Consider the following 24,833-nt stretch of genomic DNA (forward strand, 5'->3'; position numbering starts at 1 on the left):
AGGGCCGGGATGAGGGGCGAGCGGAGATGGGCATGTATCCGTCGCCCGGACGCGCTAAACTATCGCGATTTTCCCCACTTCCGGCCCGGCTCTTGACTATGCAATACCAGGCACAATACGACGTCATCGTCGTGGGCGGCGGCCACGCCGGCACCGAGGCCGCCCTGGCGGCGGCCCGCATGGGCTGCAGGACCCTGCTCCTGACCCATAACATCGACACCATCGGCCAGATGAGCTGCAATCCCGCCATCGGCGGCATCGGCAAGGGGCATCTGGTCAAGGAGATCGACGCCCTGGGCGGCCTCATGGCCCGTGCCGCCGATCTGGGTGGCATCCAGTTCCGCACCCTCAACAGCCGCAAGGGGCCTGCCGTGCGCGCCACCCGCGCCCAGGCGGATCGTGCCCTCTACAAGGCTGCCGTGCGCCGGGCGGTGGAAAACCAGCCGGGCCTTGCGCTGTTCCAGCAGGCGGTGGACGATCTGATCGTGGCGGGGGATCGGGTCACCGGGGTTATCACCCAGGCCGGTCTGCGCTTTGATGCCCCCTGCGTGGTGCTGACCGTGGGCACCTTCCTGGGTGGTCTCATCCATGTGGGCGAGGCCAACTACGCCGGTGGCCGTGCCGGTGATCCGCCGGCCATCCGCTTGGCCCAGCGGTTGCGGGAGCTGCCCTTGCGGGTAGGGCGTCTGAAGACCGGCACGCCGCCCCGCATCGATGCCCGCAGCATTGATTATTCCCGCCTGACCGAGCAGCCCGGGGATACCCCCGTGCCGGTGTTCTCCTTCCTGGGACAGCCTTCCGATCACCCGCCCCAGGTGAGCTGTCACATCACCTGGACCACCCCCCGCACCCTGGAGGTGATCCGCGCCAACCTGCACCGCTCTCCCATGTACAGCGGCGTGATCGAAGGGGTGGGGCCGCGCTACTGCCCCTCCATCGAGGACAAGGTGGTGCGCTTTGCCGACAAGGAACGCCACCAGATCTTCATCGAGCCGGAGGGACTCAGCACCCATGAGGTGTACCCCAACGGCATCTCCACCAGTCTGCCCTTCGACGTGCAGGTGGAAGTGGTGCGTTCCATCGAGGGCTTCGGGCAGGCCCACATCACCCGTCCCGGCTACGCCATCGAATACGACTTCTTCGACCCCCGGGACCTGCGCCCCAGCCTGGAGACCCGCCCGTTGCAGGGCTTGTTCTTCGCCGGTCAGATCAACGGTACCACCGGCTATGAGGAGGCCGCGGCCCAGGGTCTGGTGGCAGGCATCAATGCCGCCCTGCGGGTGCGGGAGCGGGAGCCCTGGCACCCGCGCCGGGAAACCTCCTACATGGGCGTGATGATCGATGATCTCATCACCCGGGGCACCGGAGAGCCTTACCGCATGTTCACCAGCCGGGCCGAGTACCGCCTCACCCTGCGGGAAGACAATGCCGACCTGCGCCTCACCCCCGTGGGCCGCGAACTGGGCGTGGTGGATGATGCACGCTGGGCGGTCTTCGAGCGCAAGCGGGAGGCCATCGAACAGGAGTCCCGGCGGCTGGAGGTCGCGGTGATGCGCCCGGGGGATCTGTTGCCGGAGGACGGCGAGCGCCTGTTCGGCGGCCCCCTGAGTCGGGAATATTCCCTGATGGACCTGCTGCGGCGCCCCGGGGTGGCCTATGAGGACCTGATGTCCCTGCCCGGCGCGGGGCCGGCCGTGACGGATGCCCGGGTGGCGGAGCAGGTGGAAATTCAGGCCAAGTACGCCGGCTATATCCAGCGCCAGAAGGACGAGGTGGACCGGACCCGGCGCCTGGAAGACACGGCCCTGCCCGATGACCTGGACTACGGCGCCGTCAGCGGCCTGTCCCACGAAGTGCGTCAGAAACTGGCGGATCATCGCCCCCATACCGTGGGTCAGGCCTCGCGCATTCCCGGCGTGACCCCCGCCGCCGTCTCCCTGCTGCTGGTGCACCTGAAGAAGCAGGCCCAGGGCCTGAAGCGCAGTGCCTGATTCCCGGATGTCCGACGCCATGTCCCATGCCCTGACGCCCGCCGCGGACGAGCTGCTTCGTCGCGGCCTGAGCGAGCTCTCCCTGTCACCGGCCCTGGCCGACCCCCTGGCGTGCTATCTGCGCCTGATGGAGCGCTGGAACCGGGCCTACAATCTCACCGCGGTACGGGATTTCGAGGACATGGTCCGGCTGCATCTGCTGGACAGTCTGGCGGTCCTGCCCTGGGTGCGGGGGCCGCGCATCGCCGATATCGGCACCGGCCCCGGTCTGCCGGGGGTTCCCCTGGCCCTGGCCCGTCCCGACTGGCAGCTGGTGTTGCTGGACTCCGGCGGCAAGAAGGCCCGCTTTCTGCGCCAGGCAGTGATGGAACTGGGGATTGCCAATGTCGCCGTGGTGCAGGACCGGGTGGAAAACTATCGTCCCGACAAGGGCTTTGATACAGTCATCAGCCGTGCCTTCGCCGCCACCACCACCTTCACCCGTCTGGCCGGACATCTGTGCGCTCCCGAGGGACGGCTGCTGGCCATGAAGGGCCGGGATGCGGATGATGATCCCGAGGCGCTGCCCGTCGGCTGGCGCGTGGTGGCCACCCATTCGCTCCGGGTGCCGGGCCTTGAGGCCGTGCGGCATCTCGTCGAGATCACCAAGGACTAGCACACATGGTCAGAATCATCGCCGTGGCCAACCAGAAGGGCGGGGTGGGCAAGACCACCACCAGCATCAATCTGGCCGCTTCCCTGGCCGCCACCCGGCGCCGCATCCTGCTGATCGACCTGGATCCCCAGGGAAACGCCACCATGGGCAGCGGTGCCGACAAGTACGATCTCACCCACAGCGCCTGTGAGGTGCTCATGAAGCGCGTCAGCGCCGAGCAGGCCATCATGCGTCTGGACCCGGTGGGCTACAGCCTGATGCCCGCCAACGGGGATCTGACGGTGGCCGAGGTGAGCCTGATGACCGCTCTGCGGCGCGAATACCGGTTGCAGGAGGCGCTGGCGCCGATCCAGGATCGGTACGACTTCATCATCATCGACTGCCCCCCCTCCCTGAACATGCTCACGGTGAATGCCCTGGTGGCCGCCCACGGGGTGATCATCCCGATGCAGTGCGAGTACTACGCCCTGGAGGGGCTGTCTTCCCTGGTGCAGACCATCGACAGCATCCGCGAGTCGGTGAATGCCGACCTGCACATCCACGGCCTGTTGCGCACCATGTACGATCCGCGCAACAACCTCGCCAACGAGGTATCCGAGCAGCTTGCCCGTCATTTTGGTGACAAGGTCTATCGCACCGTCATTCCCCGGAACATCCGCCTGGCCGAGGCCCCCAGTCACGGCCTGCCGGTGATCCTGTATGACAAGTCCTCCCGCGGTGCCCTGGCCTATCTGGCGCTGGCGGGAGAGATCCTGCGCCGCGAAGGCCGCGAGGCCGCACCGGATGGCGCGGTTGAGGCAGAATCCGTTTCTGGAGAGCAGTAAGTCATGACAAAACGAAAGACGGGACTGGGACGTGGTCTGGATGCCCTGCTGTCCGGGGCCGCCAGCGGCCGGCCCGAGCCGGAGGCGGGCGGTGCGGATGGCGCCGGCCTGCGTCATATCCCGGTGGAACAGATCAGTCGTGGACGCTATCAGCCCCGGGTGAACATGCGTCCCGAGGCCCTGGAAGCGCTGGCCGATTCCATCCGCGCCCAGGGCGTGGTACAGCCGGTGGTGGTGCGCTCGGTGTCCGGCGGCTACGAACTGGTGGCCGGTGAGCGCCGCTGGCGGGCGGCCCAGATGGCCGGGTTGCGGGAGATCCCGGCGGTGGTGCGGGAAGTGCCGGATCAGGCCGCGGCGGCCATGGCACTGATCGAGAACATCCAGCGGGAGGACCTTAATCCCCTGGAAGAGGCCAATGCCCTGCAGCGGCTGATTCACGAATTCGGCATGACCCACCAGCAGGCCGCCGAGGCGGTGGGGCGTTCCCGTGCCGGGGTCACCAACCTGCTGCGCCTGCTGGACCTTGAAGGGCCGGTAAAGGTGTTGCTGGACGAGGGGCGTCTGGAAATGGGGCACGCCAGGGCGTTACTGGCCCTGGTCGAGGGAGAGCAGGTGGCGGCGGCCCGCCAGGTGGCGGAAAAGCAGCTGTCGGTCCGGGAGACGGAGCGCCTGGTGCAGTCGCTGCTGAAGAACGCTGGACAGGAGGCAGCCCCTCCGCCGCCGCGCAATCCCGACGTGACGCGGCTGGAGAGCGAGCTTTCCGACCGGCTGGGGGCGAAAGTGAACATCCAGTACAACACCAGAGGCAAGGGGCGGCTGGTGATTCAGTACAACAGTCTGGACGAACTGGACGGGATTCTGGGGCATATCCGCTGACTCCGTGCCTTCCCATGGGAGCATTAACAGTCACTGATACATTGACCCCCCGTCCATGGACTCTTATAATCCGCGGCTGCCGTCGACCGTGGGCGTCATTCTGGCGCCGGGAAGAATGGGTGAACCTCATCGTCAACAACGAGTCAGACAACCAGTTCGCCCGGGGCGGTCATGATTAATCGGACTGCTGGATGGGTCCTTGGGCTGCAGATGGGCGTGGCGATTGCCGGATGGCTGATCGCCTTCGGGCTGGCCGGACCACAGGCCGCCTGGTCTGCATTGACGGGGGGCATGATCAGTTTCATCTCGACGGCCTATTTTGCCCTGCGCGTCTTTTCCGGTCGGAGAGGGAAGCCGGCCAAGGTCATCGTGAGAAGTTTTTATGTCGGGGAGGCGCAGAAGATCCTCCTGACCGTCATCCTGTTTGTGGTTGCAATCGTGTGGCTGAAAGTGGACTTCCTGCCCATGTTCCTGACCTACATGGCCGGTTTCATGGCTTTCTGGCTGGCGCTGCTGCCGATGCTGTCCGGTGCAAACGAGTAAAAGCGAGCGAACACCATGTCAATGGAATACGAATCTGCTGGGGATTACATCAAGCACCATCTGGGGCACCTGACGCTGGGTAATCCCGAGTCGTTCTGGTCGATCCACGTGGATACCATGCTTTTCTCCCTGCTTGCAGGCGGGGTGTTCCTCTACATCTTCATGCAGGTGGCCAAGAGCGTCACCACCGGCGTCCCCGGCGGCCTGCAGAACTTCGTTGAAATCATTGTCGGCTTCGTGGACCAGCAGGTGAAGGACACCTTCCACGGCCGTTCCGACCTGATCGCCCCGCTGGCGCTGACCCTGTTCGTGTGGATATTCCTCATGAACTCGCTCAAGCTGCTGCCCTACGACCTGCTTCCCTACATTGCGCATGCCATCGGCATCGAATACCTGCGCATCAACCCCACGTCGGACATCAACGCCACCTTCGGCATGTCCATCGCGGTGTTCTTCCTGATCATTTTCTACAGCATCAAGATCAAGGGCGGTGTCGGCTTCGCCAAGGAGATGATGTTCCATCCCTTCGGCAAGTGGCTGTTGCCCTTCAACCTGGTCCTCAAGGTGGTCGAAGAGATTGCCAAGCCCGTCTCCCTGTCCCTGCGACTGTTCGGGAACATGTACGCCGGCGGCCTGATCTTCACCCTGATCGCCCTGTTGCCCTGGTACATCCAGTGGACCCTGGGGCTGTCCTGGTCCCTGTTCAAGCTGCTGATCATCACCCTGCAGGCCTTCATCTTCATGGTGCTGACCATCGTCTATCTGAGCATGGCCCACGAAGACCACTGATGAATGATGTCTTCCCGGCCGGTGATGCACCGGCCGGGGTTCATTCAAACCAAGTTGTTCTTGCATTGTTTTGACCTTTCACATTTGGAGGAAGTTATGGAACTCGCACTTGCTGTCGCTAACGTTCAGGGTATGACCGCCATCGCTGTTGGCCTGATCCTGGGTATGGGTGCTCTGGGTACCGCCATCGGCTTCGGTCTGCTGGGTGGTCGTTTCCTGGAAGGCGCAGCCCGTCAGCCGGAAATGGTGCCGATGCTGCAGGTCAAGATGTTCATCGTTGCCGGTCTGCTCGACGCCGTGACCATGATCGGTGTGGGTCTGGCCCTGTTCTTCACCTTTGCGAACCCCTTCCTGGGCGCGGTGACCGGTTAAGGCGCGGATCTTTCCCGCACATGCCATCCGTTAAACCGTCTCAAGGGGAGGTAGCAACGTGAATATCAATCTCACGCTGCTCGGCCAGATGATCACCTTCGCCCTGCTGGTGTGGGTCACCATGAAATATGTGTGGCCCCCCATCATCAAGGCGATGCAGGAGCGTCAGAAGCAGATTGCCGATGGCCTCGCCGCTGCCGAGCGTGGCAAGCATGAGCAGCAGCTTGCCGAGGAAAGAGCCAAAAAGGTTCTTCAGGAGGCCAAGCAGCAGGCCGCGGATATCGTCGCCATGGCCCAGAAGCGGGCCAACGAGATCGTGGAGTCCTCCAAGGACACCGCGTGTCAGGAAGGCGACCGCATCAAGGCGGCGGCCCAGTCCGAGATCGAGCAGGAAGTCATCCGTGCGCGCGAAGAACTGCGCAAGCAGGTGGGTACCCTGGCCATCTCCGGTGCTGAACGCATCCTGAAGAAGGAAATCGACGCCAAGGCCCACAATCAGGTGATCAAAGACCTGGTGAGCCAGATCTAGGTGAGCCGCCATGTCTGAAAACACGACGGCCGCAAGGCCTTATGCCAAGGCGGTGTTCGAAGTCGCTCGTGATGCCAGCAATCTGGCCGGCTGGTCTGACCAGCTGGCCTTCATGTCGGCAGTTGCGCACGATCCGAACATGCGTGCCTTACTCGACAGCCCCAAACTCACCCGCGAGACGATCGCCAAGGCCTTCATCGAAGTGTGTGAGGGCAAGGTGGATGACGCCGGACGCAACTTCATTCGTCTGCTGGCGGAGAATGGCCGGCTTGCGCTGCTGCCGGAGATCACCGCCCTGTTCGAGGTGATGCGTGCCGACGCCGAGAACAAGGTGGAAGCCACCGTGATCTCCGCCCAGGCGGTGGATGCGGAACAGCAGAAGTCCATCGCCGCAGCCCTGAAAAAGCGGCTCGGCAGGGAAGTGGAGCTGGTCTGCGAAGTGGACGACAGCCTCATCGGCGGCGCCATCATCCGCGCGGGAGATCTGGTCATCGATGGCTCAGTCCGTGGGCGCCTGGCGCGCCTGGCCACCAATCTGAGCCGCTAAGAGGATTCGAAATATGCAACTCAACCCGTCTGAAATCAGTGAACTGATCAGCCAGCGCATCAAGAGCTACGAGTCCGCGGCGGAAGCACGCACCGAGGGCACCGTGGTCAGCCTGTCCGATGGTATCGTCCGCCTGCACGGTCTGGCCGATGTCATGCAGGGCGAAATGATCGAGTTCCCCGGCAACACCTTCGGCATGGCCCTGAACCTGGAGCGCGACTCCGTGGGCGCCGTGGTGCTGGGTGACTACAAGCACATCAAGGAAGGCGACACCGCCCGCTGCACCGGCCGCATCCTGGAAGTCCCGGTGGGCGAGGCCCTGCTGGGCCGCGTGGTGAACTCCCTGGGTCTGGCCATCGACGGCAAGGGCGCCATCGAGACCAAGCACAGCTCCCCCATCGAAAAGATCGCCCCGGGCGTGATCGACCGCAAGTCCGTGGACCAGCCGGTGCAGACCGGTCTGAAGGCCATTGACGCCATGGTGCCGATCGGCCGCGGTCAGCGTGAGCTGATCATCGGCGACCGCCAGACCGGCAAGACCGCCGTGGCCGTCGACGCGATCATCAACCAGAAGGGTACCGGCATCAAGTGTATCTACGTGGCAGTGGGCCAGAAGGCCTCCTCCATTGCCAACGTGGTGCGCAAGCTGGAAGAGCATGGCGCGATGGATCACACCATCATCGTCGCCGCCACCGCCTCCGACTCCGCCGCCATGCAGTACATCGCCCCCTACGCCGGTTGCGCCATGGGCGAGTACTTCCGTGACCGCGGTGAAGATGCCCTGATCATTTATGACGACCTCACCAAGCAGGCCTGGGCCTACCGTCAGGTCTCCCTGCTGCTGCGCCGTCCGCCGGGCCGTGAAGCCTATCCGGGTGACGTCTTCTACCTGCACTCCCGTCTGCTGGAGCGTGCCTCCCGCGTCAACGCCGAGTACGTGGAAGCCTTCACCAATGGCGAAGTGAAAGGCAAGACCGGCTCCCTGACCGCCCTGCCCATCATCGAGACCCAGGCGGGTGACGTGTCGGCCTTCGTGCCCACCAACGTGATCTCCATCACCGACGGCCAGATCTTCCTGGAAACCGACCTCTTCAACTCGGGTATCCGTCCGGCCATCAACGCCGGTCTGTCCGTGTCCCGTGTGGGTGGCGCGGCCCAGACCAAGATCATCAAGAAGCTGGGTGGTGGTGTGCGTCTGGCCCTGGCCCAGTATCGCGAGCTGGCTGCGTTCTCGCAGTTCGCCTCCGACCTGGACGAGGCCACCCGCAGACAGCTGGAGCGTGGCCAGCGCGTCATGGAACTCATGAAGCAGAAGCAGTACGCCCCGCTCTCCATTGCCGAGATGGGCTTCTCCCTGTATGCCGCTGAACAAGGCTACCTGGACGATGTGGAAGTGAAGAAGGTCGTGGACTTCGAACACGCCCTGCACGACTACCTGCGCTCCAGCCAGGCGGAACTGCTCGCCAAGATCAATGAGAAGGGCGACTACAGCGATGAGATCCAGGCCGGCATGAAGGCTGCCCTGGAAGACTTCAAGGCAAACCACAGCTGGTAACCGGGAGCTGACTTATGGCAGGCGCAAAAGAGATCCGCGGCCAGATCAAGAGTATCAAGAATACTCAGAAGATCACCAAGGCCATGGAGATGGTGGCCGCCAGCAAGATGCGCAAGGCGCAGGACCGCATGCTGGCGACCCGCCCCTATGCCGACAAGATCCGTCAGGTGATGGGGCACGTGGCGATGGCCCATGCCGAATACCGGCACCCCTACCTGGAGGAACGCGAGGTCAAGCGGGTGGGTATCATCGTCGTCTCCACCGATCGCGGCCTGTGCGGCGGCTTGAACATCAACCTGTTCAAGAAGACCGTGCAGACCATGACCGAATGGCGCAACAAGGGCGCGGAGATCGAGTTGTGCCTGATCGGCAACAAGGCGCTCGGATTCTTCCGGCGCCTTGGCGGCGAAGTCGTGGCCAATGTGGGCAACCTGGGCGACCGGCCCCGGTTGAATGACCTCATCGGCAGCGTCAAGGTCATGCTGAATCACTACGACGAAGGTCGTATCGACCGGCTGATCCTGATGGAAAACGAGTTCGTCAACACCATGAGCCAGCAGCCCAAGGCCACCACCCTGCTGCCCATCGTGCCGACCGGCGAGCAGGAGCTAAAGCATCACTGGGATTACATCTACGAACCGGACACCGTGCCGGTGCTGGATACGCTGCTGACCCGGTACATCGAGTCGGTGATCTACCAGGCGGTGGTCGAGAACGTTGCCTGTGAGATGGCTGCCCGCATGGTGGCCATGAAGTCCGCCACCGACAACGCAGGTGATCTCATCCATGAGCTGCAGCTGGTCTATAACAAGGCCCGCCAGGCAGCCATCACCCAAGAGATCTCCGAGATCGTCGGCGGCGCCGCAGCGGTCTGAGGCCGACCCCGGTTCAAGATTTGAGAGACTAGAGGATTATCAACATGAGTGCTGGAAACATCGTTGAAATTATCGGCGCGGTGGTGGACGTTGAGTTCCCCCGTGACGCCGTGCCCAAGGTCTACGATGCCCTCATGGTGGAGGAGGTCGGCCTGACCCTGGAAGTGCAGCAGCAGCTGGGTGACGGTATCGTGCGTACCATCGCCATGGGTTCTTCCGACGGCCTGCGCCGCGGCATCAAGGTGACCAACAGCGGCAAGCCCATCTCCGTGCCCGTGGGCAAGGCCACCCTGGGCCGCATCATGGACGTGCTGGGCCAGCCGGTGGACAACGCCGGTGACGTCAAGGCCGATGAGCACTGGTCCATCCACCGTGCAGCCCCCAGCTACGAAGAGCAGGCAGGCTCCACCGAGCTGCTGGAAACCGGCATCAAGGTGATCGATCTGCTGTGCCCCTTCGCCAAGGGCGGCAAGGTGGGCCTGTTCGGCGGCGCCGGCGTGGGCAAGACCGTGAACATGATGGAGCTGATCCGCAACATCGCCATCGAGCACTCCGGCTACTCCGTGTTCGCCGGCGTGGGTGAGCGTACCCGTGAAGGGAACGACTTCTACCACGAAATGAAAGACTCCAACGTGCTCGACAAGGTGGCCCTGGTGTACGGCCAGATGAACGAGCCGCCGGGCAACCGTCTGCGCGTGGCCCTGACCGGTCTGACCATGGCCGAATTCTTCCGTGACGAAGGCCGTGACGTGCTGATGTTCATCGACAACATCTACCGTTACACCCTGGCCGGTACCGAGGTGTCCGCACTGCTGGGCCGCATGCCTTCCGCGGTGGGTTACCAGCCGACGCTGGCCGAGGAAATGGGTGTGCTGCAGGAGCGCATCACCTCCACCAAGAAGGGTTCCATCACCTCCATCCAGGCCGTGTACGTGCCTGCGGACGACCTGACCGACCCCTCTCCGGCCACCACCTTTGCTCACCTGGACGCCACCGTGGTGCTGTCCCGTCAGATCGCCGAGCTGGGCATCTACCCGGCCGTGGATCCGCTGGACTCCACCAGCCGTCAGCTGGACCCGCTGGTCATCGGCCAGGAGCATTACGACACCGCCCGTGCCGTGCAGAACACCCTGCAGCGCTACAAGGAGCTCAAGGACATCATCGCCATCCTGGGCATGGACGAACTGTCCGAAGAAGACAAGCTGGTGGTGGCTCGCGCTCGCAAGATTCAGCGCTTCCTGTCCCAGCCCTTCTTCGTCGCGGAAGTGTTCACCGGCGCACCGGGCAAGTACGTGTCCCTCAAGGACACCATTCACGGCTTCCAGGCCATCGTCAACGGTGAGTACGATCATCTCCCCGAGCAGGCCTTCTACATGGTGGGCAGCATCGAAGAGGCCGTCGAGAAGGCGGAGAAGCTCAACAAGTAATCGGGGGCACCCATGGCTATGACGTTTCACGTCGACATTGTGAGCGCGGAGGAGTCCATCTACTCCGGTACGGCTCACATGCTGGTGGCGCCGGCAGAACAGGGCGAGGTGGGTATCCTGCCTCGTCACTCCCAGTTCGTGGCATTGCTCAAGCCCGGCGAGATCCGGGTGAAGGTGTCCGAGTCCGGAGAAGAGCATCACATCTTCATCTCCGGCGGTCTGCTGGAAGTGCAGCCCCATGTGGTGACTGTGCTGGCGGACACGGCCATCCGTGCCAAGGACCTGGACGAGGCCGAGGCCCTGGAGGCCAAGCAGCGGGCGGAAGATGCCCTGGTCAACCGCAGGGCCGACTTCGACTATGCCAAGGCACAGTCGGAGCTGATCGAGGCCGCGGCGCGCCTGCGCATGATCCAGAAGCTGCGCAAGAGCACCAACCAGTAAGCAGTACCAGGAAGACCCGGTCATGGTTCCCATGGCCGGGTTTCCGTTTCCACGCATGACCCAGGGCAGGATCCACGGGTGACTATGGAAACCACCATCATCATCCTTGCCGCAGGGCAAGGCACACGCATGCGATCGGCACTGCCCAAGGTGCTGCATCCTCTGGGCGGACGCCCACTCCTTTCCCATGTCATCGAAACCGCGCTCTCACTCAGGCCCGAGCGGCTTGCGGTGGTCTATGGCCATGGCGGCGATCAGGTCCGTGAGCGGCTGGCCGATGTCCCCGTCACCTGGGTGGAACAGCGGGAACAGCGAGGCACCGGCCACGCCGTGGCCCAGGCCCTGCCGGTGGCCGGTCCCGATGACCGGGTGCTGATCCTCTACGGCGATGTCCCCCTGGTGGGTGCCGCCAGTCTTCAGGCCTTGCTGGACGGCCTGGACGACCACGCCCTGGCGGTGCAGTCCATGATCCTGCCGGATCCCACCGGCTATGGTCGCATCATCCGCGATGACCGGGGTAGACCCCTGCGCATCGTCGAACAGAAGGATGCCGATGCCGGCGAGCAGGCCGTGAACGAGGTCAACACCGGTTTCATGGCGGCCCGTCGCGCCGCCCTGACGGGCTGGCTGGATCAGCTCTCGCCGGACAATGCCCAGGGCGAGCTGTATCTCACCGACTGCATCGGTCTGGCGGTGGCCGAAGGCGCCCCGGTGACCGTGATACCGGCCACGGATGCCGATGAGTTCATGGGCATCAACGATCGGGTGCAACTGGCGGCCATGGAGCGCCTGTATCAGCGGCGTCAGGCCGAGGCCCTGATGCGCGCCGGCGTCACCGTCATGGACCCCGCCCGGCTGGACATTCGCGGTACCGTCACCGCCGCCCGGGATGTCACCCTGGACGTCAACGTGATTCTGGAAGGCCATGTGGTGCTGGGCGAGGGGGCGCATATCGGTCCTCACTGCGTGCTGACCCATGCCCACGTGGGTCCCGGCGCGGTGATCCGCGCCCACAGCGTGATCGAGGACGCCCGCATCGGCCCCGGTTGCACCATCGGTCCCTTCGCCCGTCTGCGGCCCGGCACCGAACTGGACGACGGGGTGCATGTGGGCAATTTTGTCGAGATCAAGAAGAGCCGGGTGGGGCAGGGCAGCAAGATCAACCACTTGAGCTACGTGGGCGACACCCGGGTAGGCCGCCAGGTCAACATCGGTGCCGGCACCATCACCTGCAACTACGACGGGGTGAACAAGCACCAGACGGTGATCGGCGACCACGCCTTCATAGGCTCCAACACCGCCTTGGTGGCTCCGGTCACCATCGGTGAGGGTGCCACCATCGGCGCCGGCTCCACCATCAACCAGCCGGCCCCGCCGGGCCAGCTCACCCTGACCCGCGCCCCCCAGGAAACCCGCCCGGATTGGCAGCGGCCGGTGAAGAAGCGCTGAGACAGAAAACGCCCTTTTTCCCGAGTGGACGGTAGCCGTACACAAAAAATCGGCCACCCCGTCAAACCCACCCCCTCGCTCCGACCCCTCCGGCTCGGAGAGGGACCCGAAGACCAGCAGAGGGATAGACCCACCATGTGCGGAATCATCGGCGCCATCGCCCAGCGTGACGTAGAACCCATCCTGATCGAAGGCCTGCGCCGCCTGGAATACCGCGGCTACGACTCCGCCGGCCTGGTGGTCCTGAACCCGGATGCCGGCCTGCAGCGGGAACGGGCCGTGGGCAAGGTGGAAGCCCTCGCCCAGCGCCTGGCCGGTGACGGCCTGCGCGGCACCCTGGGCATCGCCCACACCCGCTGGGCCACCCACGGCAGCCCCACCGAATACAACGCCCACCCTCACATGAGCCGTGACTACATTGCCGTGGTCCACAACGGCATCATCGAGAACTACGCCGAGATCCGCGGCGAACTCAAGGCCAAGGGCTATGACTTCACCTCGGACACCGACACCGAAGTGATCGCCCACCAGATCATGGATTACTGCCGCCAGGGGATGGACCTGCTGGAATCAGTGCAACGGGCGGTGACCCACTTCACCGGCGCCTACGCCCTGGGCGTGATCGCCCGCGACCAGCCTGACCGCCTCATCGCCGTGCGCCAGGGCAGCCCGCTCATCATCGGCGTGGGCATCGGCGAGCACTTCATCGCCTCCGACATCCAGGCCATGCTGCCGGTGACCCAGCGCTTCATCTATCTGGAAAACGGTGATCTGGCGGAACTGCGCCGGGATCAGGTGCGACTTTTCAACGCTGAACTGCAGCCGGTGGAGCGACCGCTCACCGAAAGCAGCCTCACCGCCGGGGCCGCCGACCGGGGCCGCTATCGGCACTTCATGCTCAAGGAGATCCACGAACAGCCCCGGGCCGTGGCCGAAACCCTGGAGGGCCGCCTGTCCGGTGACGGGGTGCTGGAAGGCATCCTGGGCCCTGACTCCGAGGCCCTGCTCAAGCGGGTGAAGTCGGTCCAGATCCTGGCCTGCGGCACCAGCTACCATGCGGGCATGGTGGCCGGCTACTGGATCGAGGGTCTGCTGGGTCTGCCCTGCCGGGTGGAAGTGGCCAGCGAATTCCGCTATCGCCGCCATGCCGTACTGCCCGACTGCCTGTTGCTGACCATCTCCCAGTCCGGCGAGACCGCCGACTCCCTGGCCGCCCTGCGGCAGGCACGGGAAGATGACTACCTGGGCTCCCTGGCCATCTGCAACGTGCCGGAAAGCTCCCTGGTGCGAGAGTCCGACATGGTCCTCATGACCCATGCCGGGCCGGAGATCGGCGTGGCCTCCACCAAGGCCTTCACCACCCAGCTGGTGGCCCTGTTCCTGCTGACCCTGGCCCTGGGCCGTCATCATGGCCTGGATGCCGCCCGCATCCGGCATTTCGTGGAACAGCTCCGCGCCCTGCCGGCGGTGATGGAAAAGGTGCTTCATCTGGACGCGCCCATCGAACGCCTGGCCATGAGTCTGGTGGAAAAGCAGCACGCCCTGTTCCTGGGGCGGGGTTGCCATTACCCCATTGCCCTGGAAGGGGCCCTCAAGCTCAAGGAAATCTCCTACATCCACGCCGAGGCCTATCCCGCCGGCGAACTCAAGCATGGCCCCCTGGCCCTGGTGGACGCGGACATGCCCGTGGTGGTGGTCGCCCCCAACAACCCCCTGCTGGAAAAGCTCAAGTCCAACCTGGAAGAAGTCCGGGCCAGGGGTGGGCATCTGCTGGTCTTCACCGACGACGTGGAAGCCCTGGGCCACGACGGCGCCATCCAGAGCCTGGCGGTGCCGCCGGTGGACGACTGGCTTTCCCCCATCATCCACACCATACCCCTGCAACTGCTGGCCTATCACACCGCCGTGCTCAAGGGCACCGACGTGGACCAGCCCCGTAACCTGGCCAAGTCAGTCACAGTGGAGTAGGGGGCGGGGCCGGCATCTTCGGTCCCTACCGGACGCCTGCAGCTGGCATCGGTTGCATTGCTTGGTTATGCAGCATGTAACGGCTTGATCTGATTGATTTCTTCCTTGATCGACTGAGCTGCCGCCCAAAGATCAACGGATCGCTGCGCGTTCAGCCAGAATTCCGGAGAGTTGCCGAACAAACGGGCAAGCCGGAGCGCCATTTCAGGGCTGACAGCACGCCGCTCGCGCAGTAATTCATTAACTGACTGGCGAGAGACACCCAGAGATTCAGCCAGCCCGGAAACGGTCAAACCATAGTCTGGAAGAAAATCCTCCCTCAGCATTTCGCCAGGATGTGTCGGTTTGCGCTGCATGCCGGCAGTATTGAGAATCGCCATAGTCTTCACCTCAGTCAGTGGTAGTCACATACTTCAACTTCGTACGCATCGCCATCTTCAAAACGAAAACAGATACGCCACTGATCATTTATTGAAATTGCGTGCTGCCCCTGCCTGTTTCCCGACAGCGGGTGAAGGCGATTGCCAGGCGGCACTTTCAAATCCTCAAGCTGGATGGCCAGATTCACGTATTCAAGTTTTCTGGCGGCTCTCGGTGCAACATCCGCAGGGAACTTCTTTGACTTACCTTTGGAGTAAAGCTCTTGAGTTTGTCTATCAGCGAAGGATTTGATCATGGGGAAACAGTAATTCGTCACGTGACACGTGTCAAACGCTCTTTTGTCATAGGAATTCAGCGGGTCGCTACTACCTTCACCCAGTAATCGGGGCGGTAGTTGAGCGTCACCGGCAGGCTGGCGGCCAGGCTTTGCAGGGCGCTGTCGGTAGTTTGGAGGGAGAAGACACCGCTGATGGTGAGGTCGGCTACGGCCTAAAGCCAGACCGCCTGCTGGGCCTTCCCAAGTGCACGGGATAAACCGCTGCTTTGTGGAACCGCTGCGAACTTGCCCGAGACCTGGCACAGCCGCTGCCAGGCCTGTTCAGCCTTCCGACGGTGTCAGCCGGAAGGCTTCGTGGCAGGCGATACAGACTTCCTGGGCGCCGTGCAGGCGCTGCAGGATGCGGGTGCCGTCCGCGCCCTGACGGGCATCCTCCGCGATCTGCATGAACTCCTGGCGCATCTGGCGCATCATGCTCCCCCAGTGGGGCGGCATCACCGCCTGCATCCTCTCGGGCCGGGTTCGGCCCGTATGGTCCCGGGTGAGTTCCACATCGTGGGCCTCTGGGTCCCTTATCCTCATGGGCAGGGTCAGGCGAGCCATCTCCACCACCTTGTCCATGTCCTCGTCCAGCACGCCCCGCAGCACGCCGTTGGAGGCCTGCAGAAACTCCCGCATGTGTTCCAGCAGATGATCCCGATCCGCCGGCGGCAGGATGATTTCCTGGCGGGTGTCCGACCAGGCCGTCCCGGTCTGGAGCAGCAGCGCCAGGAAGACGGTGGCCGTCGCGCCCTTCAGGCGAGGGCGCGGGATGCGGGGATGGCGTGTATCCGGCATGTTGTGTGTGTCCTCAGAGGAAATACCGCAGGCCGATCCGGTAATAGCGGCCCGGATCGGAGAACAGGCTGGTGTCGTTGCGTCGGTCAAACAGGTTGTCGATACCGCCGTAAAGCTCCAGCTTGCGCCAGCTGGCGGGATGGAAGCTGGCGTTCAGGTCGGCCACGGTGTAGGCCTCGTCCTTGTCGGTGTTGGCGGCATCCAGATAGCGTTCACCCACGTGGCGTACCCGCAGTTGCCACATCTGGGCATTGTTCGGGGTCCAGTTCAGTCCGGCGACGGCCACGTTTTCCGGGGTGCCGCTCAGGGTCAGGCCCGTATCCCGGTTTTCCGCATCCAGCCAGGTGGCCGACAGGGCCAGATCCAGCTGCTGGCCCAGGGGCATGCTCAGGCTGGCTTCAATACCCTTGATCCGCGCCTCGCCCACGTTGCGGAAGGTGATGTATTGCACATCGGCGGGCTGTTCCGTCACACGCTCCACCCGGTCCCGGAAATCGGTGTGGAACGCCGTGAGGGTATAACGCCCCGGACCCAGGCGACCCAGCAGGCCGATCTCGAAGGTTTCGCTGCGTTCGGGTTTCAGGTCGTGGCGGGTCTTGCCCACGTCCGCGTCCTCCACATGGGCGCCCAGCATCAGGGTGCCGTTGGGGTTGACCTGTATGACGTCATAACTGCGGGATTCGGCCACCTTGAAGCCCTGGGCATAGTTGAAGCGCAGCCGGGTATCACCGGTCAGGGCCAGTACGCCGCCCACCTTGGCGGAGGTGTTGTCCTCGCCCACGGAGGCCTCGTCGTAGCGAAGGCCATAGACCAGATCCAGGCGTTCGGTGGCCTGCCATTCGTGCTGGGCGAACAGGCCGCCGTCCCAGCGTCCATCCAGGTCCCGATATTCGGCGCCGGCCAGCAGGGTGTGCCGGTCGTCCGGGCGCCAGGTCCCCAGCAGTTCGTTGGTCAGGACCTTGGTGGTGGTATTGCGTTCTGCCGTATTGGAGTCCCCCCGGGCCGCAAACCCCAGGTCTTCCCAGGGCAGGGCGGTCACCGAGCGGGATTTTTCGTAGCGACTGTGGTGAATCCGGTAATTGACGTTGAAATGCCCGTCCGGCTGCCAGTTCAGGGCGGCGGCCAGATCGGTGCGCTGGTTGTCGTCGGTCCAGCGGGTGGGTACGTTGAAGGCGGGGAAGATCTGACCGTTGGCGTTGTTGGTGTAGTTGGTATTGGTTCGCCCCGTGTTCACGTAGTCCCGGGTACGGTTTTCCTCCATCCTGCCCAGTTCCAGTTCCGCCTCCAGGGTGTCCGTCAGGCGGCGGTTGAGGATGACGCCCAGGTTGTAGACGTCCGCCTCGTCCAGACGCTGTTCGTCGAACCGGTACTGGTCCTGGATATTGCGCAGCGGGGAATTGGCATTGCCGTGGGTGGAGGGGGGCACCCGGTTGCCGGTGACCCGTACATCGGCGGTGGTTCCCACCTCGTAGGCGTTGCGGGTCGTGGCGTTGGCAAAAAGGCTGAATTGGGTCAACTCATCGCCCCCGTACAGATTCGCGGCGGCGGTGTAGCGTTCCGCGCCGCCTCCGTCCCGGACACCCGCTTGCACGTCCACGCTGCCGCCGAAGCCCTCGCCCGGCTGATGGGTGATGATGTTGATCACGCCCCCCATGGCATCGGAACCGTACAACACGCTGCCCGGCCCCTTGACGATCTCGATGCGGTCGATCTGGCCGGCGGTGAGGCGGTTGAGTTCATAGCGGCGGCTGGGTTCCCCCAGCACGCGGCGGCCGTTGATCAGGAACACCGTGTCCTCCCGGGTGGAACCTCGAATGGATACCTCCAGGCCGTCGGCACTGACGAACAGGGCGGAATGGCTGCGCAGGATGTCGGCCAGCAGGACCGAACCGCTGCGCTGGATGTCTTCCCGGGTGATCACCTCCACGGTGCCGGGACTCCGTTCCAGGCTGCGTTCGGTGCGGGTGCCGGCGGTGACCGTGACGGTCTCCAGGGTCACGATCTCGCCGGTATCCTGGGCCTGCGCCCCGCCGCCAGCCAGCAGTGAGAGGGTGACAGAGGCACCGATCAGGGGCAGCCGACGGGAGGCTTGACGGAAGTGATCCGCCTGGGTGTCGGCGGTACGCTTGCCGTGGCGGGGCGTGCTGTCTTGCATGCAGGATTCTCCAGGCCTGGAACCGGGGTCGGGTTCGGGTAGTGGATGGCCTGGCTGGCTTTGCCAAAGGAGGCGGATGGCTGGCTTGGCGGATTGTGTCGGCGCCATCCGGGTGGCAATTGATAAGCGTTCCCGTTCGCGCTGATTCTACCCGATTTGACGGCGTTGTCATTGATGGTTTGCAAAACCAGCCACCTACCCGGCGTGATCGGGCAGGAACTCTCCGTGAAAGCCGAAGGGCAGGGGGATGGGCAGGGTGGCCCGCGCCCGTTCCTCCAGGGTGCGGGCATCCAGGATCAGCAGGTGACTGGTGCCGGCGGCGGCGTCCAGGATCACGCTCAGCAGCACGCCATCGTCCTCCTCGGTGGCGCCGGGCCTGGGCACGAACACCGGTTCGCCGGGGTAGCAGTCGGCCTCGCTCCAGGTCAGGTGCGTGCCGCATCCGACATCCAGCTTCACCAGTTCATCCATCAGCGCCCCGGGGACATGGTTGCCGGTTCCGTAGACGTAACGATAGTCCCGTCCACTGCATCGGGTGGCATGGATGCGGGGTAACTCCAGGCCGCGTTCACCGAGCACGGTGCGGGTCGCGGTGCCCCGGCGGACATCCAGCGTGAAGCGCCAGGCCTCGCCGCAGGCCGGCTCCGTCCAGCCCCGGCGCAGGGGTTCCAGGTACAGGCGGCGGATGACGTCGGCATCCGGATAGGCGGCCAGATCCACCTGCAGCCGACCGGCCTGGTCCTCGAAGGCGTTGATGTGATGAAAGGCAAAGCAGGGCTCACCCACGCAGGTGGCCAGGTGGGTGCCGCGCTGCCGGTCGAAGACCTGGAAGCGGGTGCCAAGCTCCGGTAGCCAGCGGAAGTTTTCGATGAACGGCCGGCCCGTGACCAGCATGTCCAGGGGCGTGACCACCAGCGGAAATTCGCTCAAGACCAGATGGTGACGGGTGAGGGCGAAGCTGTGCATGTAGGCGGGGGTCTTCACCGGTAACCGGGCGATGATCCGGCGCCGACGCGTGCCGGCGGGGATACGGAACAGCAGGTATTCGCTGTTGAGGGCGAACCGTATCCCGAAGCCGTAGAGATCCCCGCTGTGGCTGTCTGCCATGGGGTGGGCCGTGCTCAGGTGCAGCTCGGTGGTGTCGGTAAAGGGCAGGGGGCCCCGTGTCTCCAGAGTGTCCGGATCGAAGGCCGTCGGGACGGGGGTTTCGGTCAGGCATACGGCCTGACCGGCCATGAGGGCAATGTTCACATTGGTATTGTCCGTGAGGACGGGATGCGCCAGCCCTCGCAGGCGTTTGAGCAGGGAACGATGGGTGTCGGTGGCGAATCCTGAACCCTGGATACGTCCGTTGTGCCGGGCCTGTTCCAGGGTGCGAGTGACCAGATGCCGGTTGCGGAACCCCACGCGCCCGCCTCGCAGGGTGAAGGACTGCAGCATGGCCAGCCCGTCGAACCAGTGACGGCAGTGGTAGTCGCCGGTCTCGAACAGGCCTGGACCGTTGCGCAGCAGCACCCCCTCCAGCCAGTCGGGCAGGTGCCCGCGCAGGGGCAGGGCGTCCTGGTCCACCTCCCGGCCCTGGGACGTGACGCCCAGGTGATAGCCAACCCTTGCTGCCATCATAATCAAGCTCCCGTTCCGTCAACCATCAAGATGCATGAGAGTCAACGCGAAAGAACCCGGATTTCATCGCAGATACGCGCCTCTTTCCCGAGGGGTTTGGTGCGGCCCTGTTGTCTTCTTCATATTAAGGGTACATCGCCATCAGGATGCATGAGGGTTAGAATGGTTCTACACGATTTCCGCAAATGAATGAATCCCGGAGGTGACCGTGTCGACCGAATCGCAACCTTGCCTTTACTATGACGCCTCCTGCGGGTTGTGCCGGAAGGAAATCAACAAACTGCGTCCCCGTCTGGAGCCACGGGTCCGGCTGATCGACATCAGTGCCGCCGATTTCCGGCCGCCCGAGGGCTATTCACTGGAAGCCCTGCTGACCCGCATCCATTATTTCGACGGTGAACGGATGCGGGTGGGCTTTGCCGCCACCCTGGGTTACTGGCGCGCGGCGGGCATGGGCAGGACCGCCGCCCTGTTGAGTCTGCCGGGGCTTTTCCATTGCGGTGACTTTGCCTACAACCAGTGGGCCAAATGGCGCCGCAGACACAGCAGTCAGTGTACGATCTGAAGATCATGCCCGCACCCGGTTCCTCCCATGAGTTCAATCCTGAATCCCGCCGTTCCCGCCTGGCTGAACCTGTTTCGCCGCGCCCCCGTCGTCGACGACACCACCCGTGCCTGGATCCGGGACGTTCACGCGTGGGCCATGGCGCAGCAGGATGACCTGCGTCCCCTGGACCAGGCCCACCTGGTCATGCCCATCCGCGAACATTTCCCGGCCCAGGTACAGTCACCCCACGAGGCCGCCGTGGCCACCTTTGCCGCCATTCGCCGCCATGCCGGGCTTGAAGCGGTGCCGATGCGGCTGGTGCCGGCCGGTGACGGTACACGGTTTCCGGCGATACCCAGCGAGGCGGAGCCGCTGGTGCTTGAGTACGACCCGTTGCTGTGGACGAACCGTCAGGCCCTGGTGGCCCAGTTGGCCCGGGATCTGGCCGGATGGTGGATGTACACGCGCTCCCGACCGGCACCGGCCCAGGAGGGCAACGAGGCCCACGTGGCAGAGCTGGTCGCGGTCTGGATGGGATTCGGGATCTTCCTGGCCAACACCGCCTTCATCAGCCGGGTGGGTGGCTGTGGCAAATGCGCCGGCCCGGCCATCGACCGGTCCGCCTCGCTGGGGCGCCCGGAGATCGCCTATGCCCTGGCCTGTTTCTGCCGCGACAGGAAGATTGCGCCCGGCGAGGCCAGATCCTTTCTGGAACCCCCGTTGAAGGGACTGTTCCGCCAGGCTATGCGGCTGGTGTAGGGCGATCCCTCACAGCGGCCACACCACCAGCAGCAGGGGTATCGAGACCGCCACCACGATGATCTCCAGGGGCAGGCCCAGCTTCCAGTAGTCGCTGAAGCGAAAACCGCCCGGACCGAGGATCAGAGTGTTGTTCTGATGGCCGATCGGGGTGAGGAAGGCGCAGGAGGCACCGATGGCCACCGCCATCAGGAAGGCGTCGGGGCTCACGCCCAGCGCGGCGGCGGTGCCGATGGCAATGGGACACATCACGGCGGCGGTGGCGGCATTGTTCATCAGGTCGGACAGGAACATGGTGACCACCAGGATCAGCGCCAGCCCGACAACGGCATGACCCTGCGCCACGTTCTCGATCAGAAGGCGGGCAATCAGGTCCGCCGTGCCGGTGGCCTCCATCGCCCCCGCCACCGGGATCAGGGCACCCAGCAACACGATCACCGGCCAGTCGATGGCATCGTACACCGCTCGCGGCGGTACGGTGCGCAGGGCCATGGAAGCCAGCACCCCGATGGCAAAGGACACTGCCGCCGGCAGCAGCCCGAAGGCGGCACCGCCGACCGCGAACAGCATGATCAGGCTGGCCTCCCAGATCTTGCGCTTGTTGGGGATGCGCAGCTCCCGCTGGGCCAGGGGCACACAGGCATTGTCGGAGGCAAACTCCGAGATGGACTCGGGCGGACCCTGCATCAGCAGCAGGTCGCCCGACTGGATCGCCATTGAACGCAGCCGCTTCATCGAACGCTTGCCCTCCCGGGACAAGGCCAGCAGGTTCACTCCGTAGCGCGTGCGCAGGAGGATATCGCTGGCCGAGCGTCCGGACAGGGGCGAGTTGGGCAGTACCGCCAGCTCCATCAGCACGATATCGTCGGACCTCGCCGGGGTCTCGGCGTCCTTGCCATCGGTATTGCCGTCGTTCTGTTTCCGGGGCGTGTCCGCATCCTTGCCTTTTTTGTCCTTGGCCGCGGCGGCATCGGCCTTTGCATCCGCTTCAGGGATCTCGTCCTTCTCGGGCTTGACCTCCTCTTCCAGCTTCAGGCCGAGGATGGACAGCACATCGGTCAGCGCGTCGGCCTCGGCCTCGATCATCAGGATGTCGCCGGCATGCACCTTGCGCCACGAATTGGCGGCGATGATGCGTACCTCCCTCTGCACCAGACCGATGATCTGGGCATCGACATCGGCGAGCGCATCCTCGATCTCCCGCAGCCGCATGCCCGCGGCCTTGCTGTCTTCCATGATGCGCACCTCGGTGATATAGGCGCCGGATTCGAAGCCCTCGATGCCCGACTGCTTGCGTGCCGGCACCAGTCGCCAGCCGATCAGGGCGACGAACAGCACACCCGCCAGCGCGACGGCCAGACCGATCGGAGTGAAGTCGAACATGGCAAAACTGCCCAGCCCGGTTTCGGCGCGAAAACCGGAGACGATGAGATTGGGCGGGGTGCCGATCAGCGTGGTCATGCCGCCGAGAATGGTGCCGAAGGCCAACGGCATGAGTACCTGACCGGGGGTGAGTTCGAGCCGCTGGGACAGATGGATCGCCACCGGCATGAGCAAGGCCATGGCCCCCACATTATTCATGAACCCCGACAGGAAGGCCCCCAGGCCCATCAGCGCCATGAGGCTGAGCATGCGTCCGGACTGGGCCGGCAACACGGTGCGCGCCAGCACGTCCACGGCCCCCGAAGTCTGCAGGCCGCGACTGAGCACCAGCACGCAGGCAACCGTGACCACCGCCGGGTGGCCGAACCCGGCGAAAGCCTCGCGGGCGGGCACCAGGCCCACCACCACGCAGGCCAGCAGGGCACCGGCCGCCACCATGTCGTGGCGCCAGCGTCCCCACAGGAACATGGCAACCGTTGCGGTCAGGATGGTCAGAATGAGCCATTGATCCTGTGTCATCGCGCGTCAGGTCCCTGGTGTCCGGGATGAATCAACTCGGCATTGCCGCGGGCGGAGGGCAAATGTGTGTTGGGGGGTATGCCCCCCGCCCGCCCCCGCATGACCAGGGTGGCGCCCTCCTGAAATACCCGCTTCGGCAAGGCGCCTCAGGCCGACAGTTTTGACGACACCTGTCCAAGACGCCCGGAGAGGGTATGCAGATGCTGGCTGGCCTGCGCGGTACGCTGCACGCTGTCCTGGTTGGTGGTGGCGATGTCGGTGATCTCCACCAGGTTGCGGGAGATATCCTCCGCCACAGAAGTCTGTTCCTCGGCCGCCGTGGCGATCTGCCGATTCATGTCCCGGATGGCTTCCACGGCGGTGGTGATCCGCTCCAGCATCGCCCCCGCCGCATGCACCTGCTCCAGGCCCGCGGCACTGCTGCGCTGACCGGTATCAATGGCACTCACGGCATCCAGGGCACCGTTCTGCACCGTATTGATGATCTGATGGATCTCGGCGGTGGAGTCCGCCGTACGCCGGGCCAGAGTGCGGACCTCGTCGGCCACCACCGCAAAACCCCGGCCCTGTTCACCGGCCCGGGCCGCCTCGATGGCGGCATTGAGCGCCAGCAGGTTGGTCTGTTCGGCGATACCCCTGATCACTTCCAGCACCTTGCTGATACGGGCGCTGTCCTCCTGCAGGCGGCAGATCACCTCGGCGGTGTTGCCGATCTCCCCGCTCATGGTGGTGATTCGTTCAATGGTGGTCTGCATCACCCGGCGCCCCTCGCCGGCGGCCCGGTCGGCCTCATCAGCGGCCTCCGCGGCCTCGGCCGCATGGCGGGCCACCTCCTGGGCGGTGGCGGACATTTCGTGCATGGCAGTGGCCACCTGGTCGGTACGATCAAACTGATCCCGGGTGCCCTGGGCCATGCGGCCGGCAATGGTATTGAGTTCGGAGCTGGCGCTGTCCAGGGCACTGGTGCTTTCTTTGAGGCTCTGAAAGGTCTCGGCCAGAAAATCCCGCAGCAGATTGGCGGCCTTGGCCAGACGCCCGAGTTCGTCCTTGCGTCTGATCTCCACCTGTCGGGCCACCCGCCCCTGACTGAGTTCGGCGATATGATCGACGAGGCGATTGATGGGCAGGACGATGGCCCGGTTCACCATCCACAGGCTGAAAGCGCCCACCCCGGCAATGGCCGCGATCAGAATGATCCAGCCCAGCGTCAGGGTCCGGCTGGCGGCATCGCTGATCCTCCCGGACTCCTGGGCGGCCCGCCGATGCAGGGTCTCCACCAGCGCGGTCATCTGCTCGGAAGCTGCCCGGTCAATGCCCTGCACGGCGGCATCGCCGACGGCGGGATTCGCGCCCGCGGCCAGGAAACGCTCATTGCCCTGGCGATACGCCTCCCCCGCTGGCAAAGTAGTTGGAACCTGACCTGCTGTTAGAATCTTAAACCCTGAAGGGGGCGACGAGAGGGTTCCGATGAAGTACTCCGAAGAACGCCGGGAAGCAGTGCTCAAGAAGCT

Annotated in this window: 24 protein-coding genes; 17 read left to right on the top strand and 7 right to left on the bottom strand. The window is 64.4% G+C overall.

The genetic code is table 11. The features are described from left to right. Window positions 1-98 precede the first annotated feature (98 nt). The 15 genes from mnmG to glmS all read left to right on the top strand — a co-directional run bounded on the left by mnmG (window position 99) and on the right by glmS (window position 14,841). Window positions 99-1,991, top strand: coding sequence for a tRNA uridine-5-carboxymethylaminomethyl(34) synthesis enzyme MnmG (gene mnmG / locus CKO35_RS01200; protein ID WP_200171710.1), 1,893 nt, complete (start codon window positions 99-101; stop codon window positions 1,989-1,991). Between the two features lie 19 nt (window positions 1,992-2,010). After that, the gene (gene rsmG, locus CKO35_RS01205; protein ID WP_200171712.1) at window positions 2,011-2,646 is read left to right on the top strand and encodes a 16S rRNA (guanine(527)-N(7))-methyltransferase RsmG; all 636 of its coding nucleotides are present in this window, start codon (window positions 2,011-2,013) and stop codon (window positions 2,644-2,646) included. A gap of 5 nt (window positions 2,647-2,651) precedes the next feature. After that, complete coding sequence (locus CKO35_RS01210) at window positions 2,652-3,470, top strand: ParA family protein (RefSeq protein ID WP_200171713.1); 819 nt, start codon at window positions 2,652-2,654, stop codon at window positions 3,468-3,470. Between the two features lie 3 nt (window positions 3,471-3,473). Beyond that, on the top strand, window positions 3,474-4,346 hold the full coding sequence (locus CKO35_RS01215) for a ParB/RepB/Spo0J family partition protein (RefSeq protein ID WP_200171715.1): 873 nt from the start codon (window positions 3,474-3,476) through the stop codon (window positions 4,344-4,346). Window positions 4,347-4,556: 210 nt separating this feature from the next. Then, the gene (locus CKO35_RS01220) at window positions 4,557-4,889 is read left to right on the top strand and encodes an ATP synthase subunit I (protein WP_200171717.1); all 333 of its coding nucleotides are present in this window, start codon (window positions 4,557-4,559) and stop codon (window positions 4,887-4,889) included. Between the two features lie 15 nt (window positions 4,890-4,904). Further along, window positions 4,905-5,678 (top strand): F0F1 ATP synthase subunit A, encoded by a 774-nt coding sequence (gene atpB, locus CKO35_RS01225; protein WP_200171719.1) that lies wholly within the window; start codon window positions 4,905-4,907, stop codon window positions 5,676-5,678. A gap of 96 nt (window positions 5,679-5,774) precedes the next feature. Continuing rightward, window positions 5,775-6,050 (top strand): F0F1 ATP synthase subunit C, encoded by a 276-nt coding sequence (atpE, locus tag CKO35_RS01230; protein ID WP_008932344.1) that lies wholly within the window; start codon window positions 5,775-5,777, stop codon window positions 6,048-6,050. Window positions 6,051-6,108: 58 nt separating this feature from the next. Further along, window positions 6,109-6,579 carry a F0F1 ATP synthase subunit B gene (locus CKO35_RS01235; protein ID WP_200171721.1) on the top strand — a complete coding sequence of 157 codons (471 nt, stop codon included), beginning with the start codon at window positions 6,109-6,111 and terminating at the stop codon, window positions 6,577-6,579. Window positions 6,580-6,589: 10 nt separating this feature from the next. Further along, window positions 6,590-7,126, top strand: coding sequence for a F0F1 ATP synthase subunit delta (locus tag CKO35_RS01240; protein WP_200171723.1), 537 nt, complete (start codon window positions 6,590-6,592; stop codon window positions 7,124-7,126). Window positions 7,127-7,139: 13 nt separating this feature from the next. Then, a complete protein-coding gene (atpA, locus tag CKO35_RS01245; RefSeq protein WP_008932347.1) occupies window positions 7,140-8,681 on the top strand; it encodes a F0F1 ATP synthase subunit alpha in 1,542 nt (513 codons plus the stop codon). 14 nt (window positions 8,682-8,695) lie between these two features. Further along, the gene (gene atpG, locus CKO35_RS01250) at window positions 8,696-9,556 is read left to right on the top strand and encodes a F0F1 ATP synthase subunit gamma (RefSeq protein ID WP_200171725.1); all 861 of its coding nucleotides are present in this window, start codon (window positions 8,696-8,698) and stop codon (window positions 9,554-9,556) included. Window positions 9,557-9,600: 44 nt separating this feature from the next. Further along, window positions 9,601-10,983, top strand: a complete 1,383-nt coding sequence (gene atpD, locus CKO35_RS01255) for a F0F1 ATP synthase subunit beta (RefSeq protein ID WP_200171727.1) — start codon at window positions 9,601-9,603, stop codon at window positions 10,981-10,983. A gap of 12 nt (window positions 10,984-10,995) precedes the next feature. Beyond that, on the top strand, window positions 10,996-11,424 hold the full coding sequence (locus tag CKO35_RS01260) for a F0F1 ATP synthase subunit epsilon (protein ID WP_200171729.1): 429 nt from the start codon (window positions 10,996-10,998) through the stop codon (window positions 11,422-11,424). 84 nt (window positions 11,425-11,508) lie between these two features. Further along, window positions 11,509-12,873, top strand: coding sequence for a bifunctional UDP-N-acetylglucosamine diphosphorylase/glucosamine-1-phosphate N-acetyltransferase GlmU (gene glmU / locus CKO35_RS01265; protein ID WP_200171731.1), 1,365 nt, complete (start codon window positions 11,509-11,511; stop codon window positions 12,871-12,873). A 135-nt stretch (window positions 12,874-13,008) separates the two neighbouring features. Beyond that, a complete protein-coding gene (glmS, locus tag CKO35_RS01270; protein WP_200171733.1) occupies window positions 13,009-14,841 on the top strand; it encodes a glutamine--fructose-6-phosphate transaminase (isomerizing) in 1,833 nt (610 codons plus the stop codon). 65 nt (window positions 14,842-14,906) lie between these two features. Here the strand turns inward: glmS and CKO35_RS01275 are convergent, their stop codons facing one another. The 5 genes from CKO35_RS01275 to CKO35_RS01295 all read right to left on the bottom strand — a co-directional run bounded on the left by CKO35_RS01275 (window position 14,907) and on the right by CKO35_RS01295 (window position 20,111). Continuing rightward, complete coding sequence (locus tag CKO35_RS01275; RefSeq protein WP_200171735.1) at window positions 14,907-15,221, bottom strand: HigA family addiction module antitoxin; 315 nt, start codon at window positions 15,219-15,221, stop codon at window positions 14,907-14,909. 14 nt (window positions 15,222-15,235) lie between these two features. Next, window positions 15,236-15,517 carry a type II toxin-antitoxin system RelE/ParE family toxin gene (locus CKO35_RS01280; RefSeq protein ID WP_200171737.1) on the bottom strand — a complete coding sequence of 94 codons (282 nt, stop codon included), beginning with the start codon at window positions 15,515-15,517 and terminating at the stop codon, window positions 15,236-15,238. A gap of 303 nt (window positions 15,518-15,820) precedes the next feature. Next, window positions 15,821-16,336 carry a hypothetical protein gene (locus CKO35_RS01285; protein ID WP_200171739.1) on the bottom strand — a complete coding sequence of 172 codons (516 nt, stop codon included), beginning with the start codon at window positions 16,334-16,336 and terminating at the stop codon, window positions 15,821-15,823. A 13-nt stretch (window positions 16,337-16,349) separates the two neighbouring features. Next, window positions 16,350-18,491: a TonB-dependent receptor plug domain-containing protein gene (locus tag CKO35_RS01290; RefSeq protein ID WP_200171741.1), complete on the bottom strand. Its 2,142-nt coding sequence runs from the start codon at window positions 18,489-18,491 to the stop codon at window positions 16,350-16,352. 195 nt (window positions 18,492-18,686) lie between these two features. Next, complete coding sequence (locus CKO35_RS01295; protein WP_207143373.1) at window positions 18,687-20,111, bottom strand: carotenoid oxygenase family protein; 1,425 nt, start codon at window positions 20,109-20,111, stop codon at window positions 18,687-18,689. Window positions 20,112-20,322: 211 nt separating this feature from the next. Between CKO35_RS01295 and CKO35_RS01300 the strand changes: the two genes are divergently transcribed. Together CKO35_RS01300 and CKO35_RS01305 are read left to right on the top strand one after the other, a co-directional pair. Then, window positions 20,323-20,679 (top strand): thiol-disulfide oxidoreductase DCC family protein, encoded by a 357-nt coding sequence (locus tag CKO35_RS01300; protein WP_338031736.1) that lies wholly within the window; start codon window positions 20,323-20,325, stop codon window positions 20,677-20,679. A gap of 27 nt (window positions 20,680-20,706) precedes the next feature. Next, a complete protein-coding gene (locus CKO35_RS01305) occupies window positions 20,707-21,420 on the top strand; it encodes a hypothetical protein (protein WP_200171746.1) in 714 nt (237 codons plus the stop codon). 9 nt (window positions 21,421-21,429) lie between these two features. Here CKO35_RS01305 and CKO35_RS01310 read toward each other — a convergent pair whose 3' ends face one another. Continuing rightward, on the bottom strand, window positions 21,430-23,322 hold the full coding sequence (locus CKO35_RS01310) for an SLC13 family permease (RefSeq protein WP_200171748.1): 1,893 nt from the start codon (window positions 23,320-23,322) through the stop codon (window positions 21,430-21,432). A gap of 146 nt (window positions 23,323-23,468) precedes the next feature. Continuing rightward, on the bottom strand, window positions 23,469-24,833 hold a 1,365-nt coding region (locus tag CKO35_RS01315; RefSeq protein WP_200171750.1), incomplete at its 5' end, for a methyl-accepting chemotaxis protein.

The organism is Ectothiorhodospira shaposhnikovii, assembly GCF_016584105.1.
GTDB lineage: Bacteria > Pseudomonadota > Gammaproteobacteria > Ectothiorhodospirales > Ectothiorhodospiraceae > Ectothiorhodospira > Ectothiorhodospira shaposhnikovii.

Excerpts from the sequence above, each read along its gene's own strand:
- atpE (WP_008932344.1), top strand. The coding sequence starts at position 5,775 with ATGGAACTCGCACTTGCTGTCGCTAACGTTCAGGGTATGACCGCCATC.
- CKO35_RS01290 (WP_200171741.1), bottom strand. The coding sequence starts at position 18,491 with ATGCAAGACAGCACGCCCCGCCACGGCAAGCGTACCGCCGACACCCAG.
- CKO35_RS01220 (WP_200171717.1), top strand. The coding sequence starts at position 4,557 with ATGGGCGTGGCGATTGCCGGATGGCTGATCGCCTTCGGGCTGGCCGGA.
- CKO35_RS01240 (WP_200171723.1), top strand. The coding sequence starts at position 6,590 with ATGTCTGAAAACACGACGGCCGCAAGGCCTTATGCCAAGGCGGTGTTC.
- CKO35_RS01305 (WP_200171746.1), top strand. The coding sequence starts at position 20,707 with ATGAGTTCAATCCTGAATCCCGCCGTTCCCGCCTGGCTGAACCTGTTT.
- CKO35_RS01295 (WP_207143373.1), bottom strand. The coding sequence starts at position 20,111 with ATGGCAGCAAGGGTTGGCTATCACCTGGGCGTCACGTCCCAGGGCCGG.
- CKO35_RS01210 (WP_200171713.1), top strand. The coding sequence starts at position 2,652 with ATGGTCAGAATCATCGCCGTGGCCAACCAGAAGGGCGGGGTGGGCAAG.
- atpA (WP_008932347.1), top strand. The coding sequence starts at position 7,140 with ATGCAACTCAACCCGTCTGAAATCAGTGAACTGATCAGCCAGCGCATC.
- atpG (WP_200171725.1), top strand. The coding sequence starts at position 8,696 with ATGGCAGGCGCAAAAGAGATCCGCGGCCAGATCAAGAGTATCAAGAAT.
- CKO35_RS01215 (WP_200171715.1), top strand. The coding sequence starts at position 3,474 with ATGACAAAACGAAAGACGGGACTGGGACGTGGTCTGGATGCCCTGCTG.
- glmU (WP_200171731.1), top strand. The coding sequence starts at position 11,509 with ATGGAAACCACCATCATCATCCTTGCCGCAGGGCAAGGCACACGCATG.
- atpB (WP_200171719.1), top strand. The coding sequence starts at position 4,905 with ATGTCAATGGAATACGAATCTGCTGGGGATTACATCAAGCACCATCTG.
- mnmG (WP_200171710.1), top strand. The coding sequence starts at position 99 with ATGCAATACCAGGCACAATACGACGTCATCGTCGTGGGCGGCGGCCAC.
- atpD (WP_200171727.1), top strand. The coding sequence starts at position 9,601 with ATGAGTGCTGGAAACATCGTTGAAATTATCGGCGCGGTGGTGGACGTT.
- rsmG (WP_200171712.1), top strand. The coding sequence starts at position 2,011 with ATGTCCCATGCCCTGACGCCCGCCGCGGACGAGCTGCTTCGTCGCGGC.
- CKO35_RS01285 (WP_200171739.1), bottom strand. The coding sequence starts at position 16,336 with ATGCCGGATACACGCCATCCCCGCATCCCGCGCCCTCGCCTGAAGGGC.
- CKO35_RS01310 (WP_200171748.1), bottom strand. The coding sequence starts at position 23,322 with ATGACACAGGATCAATGGCTCATTCTGACCATCCTGACCGCAACGGTT.
- CKO35_RS01275 (WP_200171735.1), bottom strand. The coding sequence starts at position 15,221 with ATGGCGATTCTCAATACTGCCGGCATGCAGCGCAAACCGACACATCCT.
- CKO35_RS01280 (WP_200171737.1), bottom strand. The coding sequence starts at position 15,517 with ATGATCAAATCCTTCGCTGATAGACAAACTCAAGAGCTTTACTCCAAA.
- glmS (WP_200171733.1), top strand. The coding sequence starts at position 13,009 with ATGTGCGGAATCATCGGCGCCATCGCCCAGCGTGACGTAGAACCCATC.
- CKO35_RS01260 (WP_200171729.1), top strand. The coding sequence starts at position 10,996 with ATGGCTATGACGTTTCACGTCGACATTGTGAGCGCGGAGGAGTCCATC.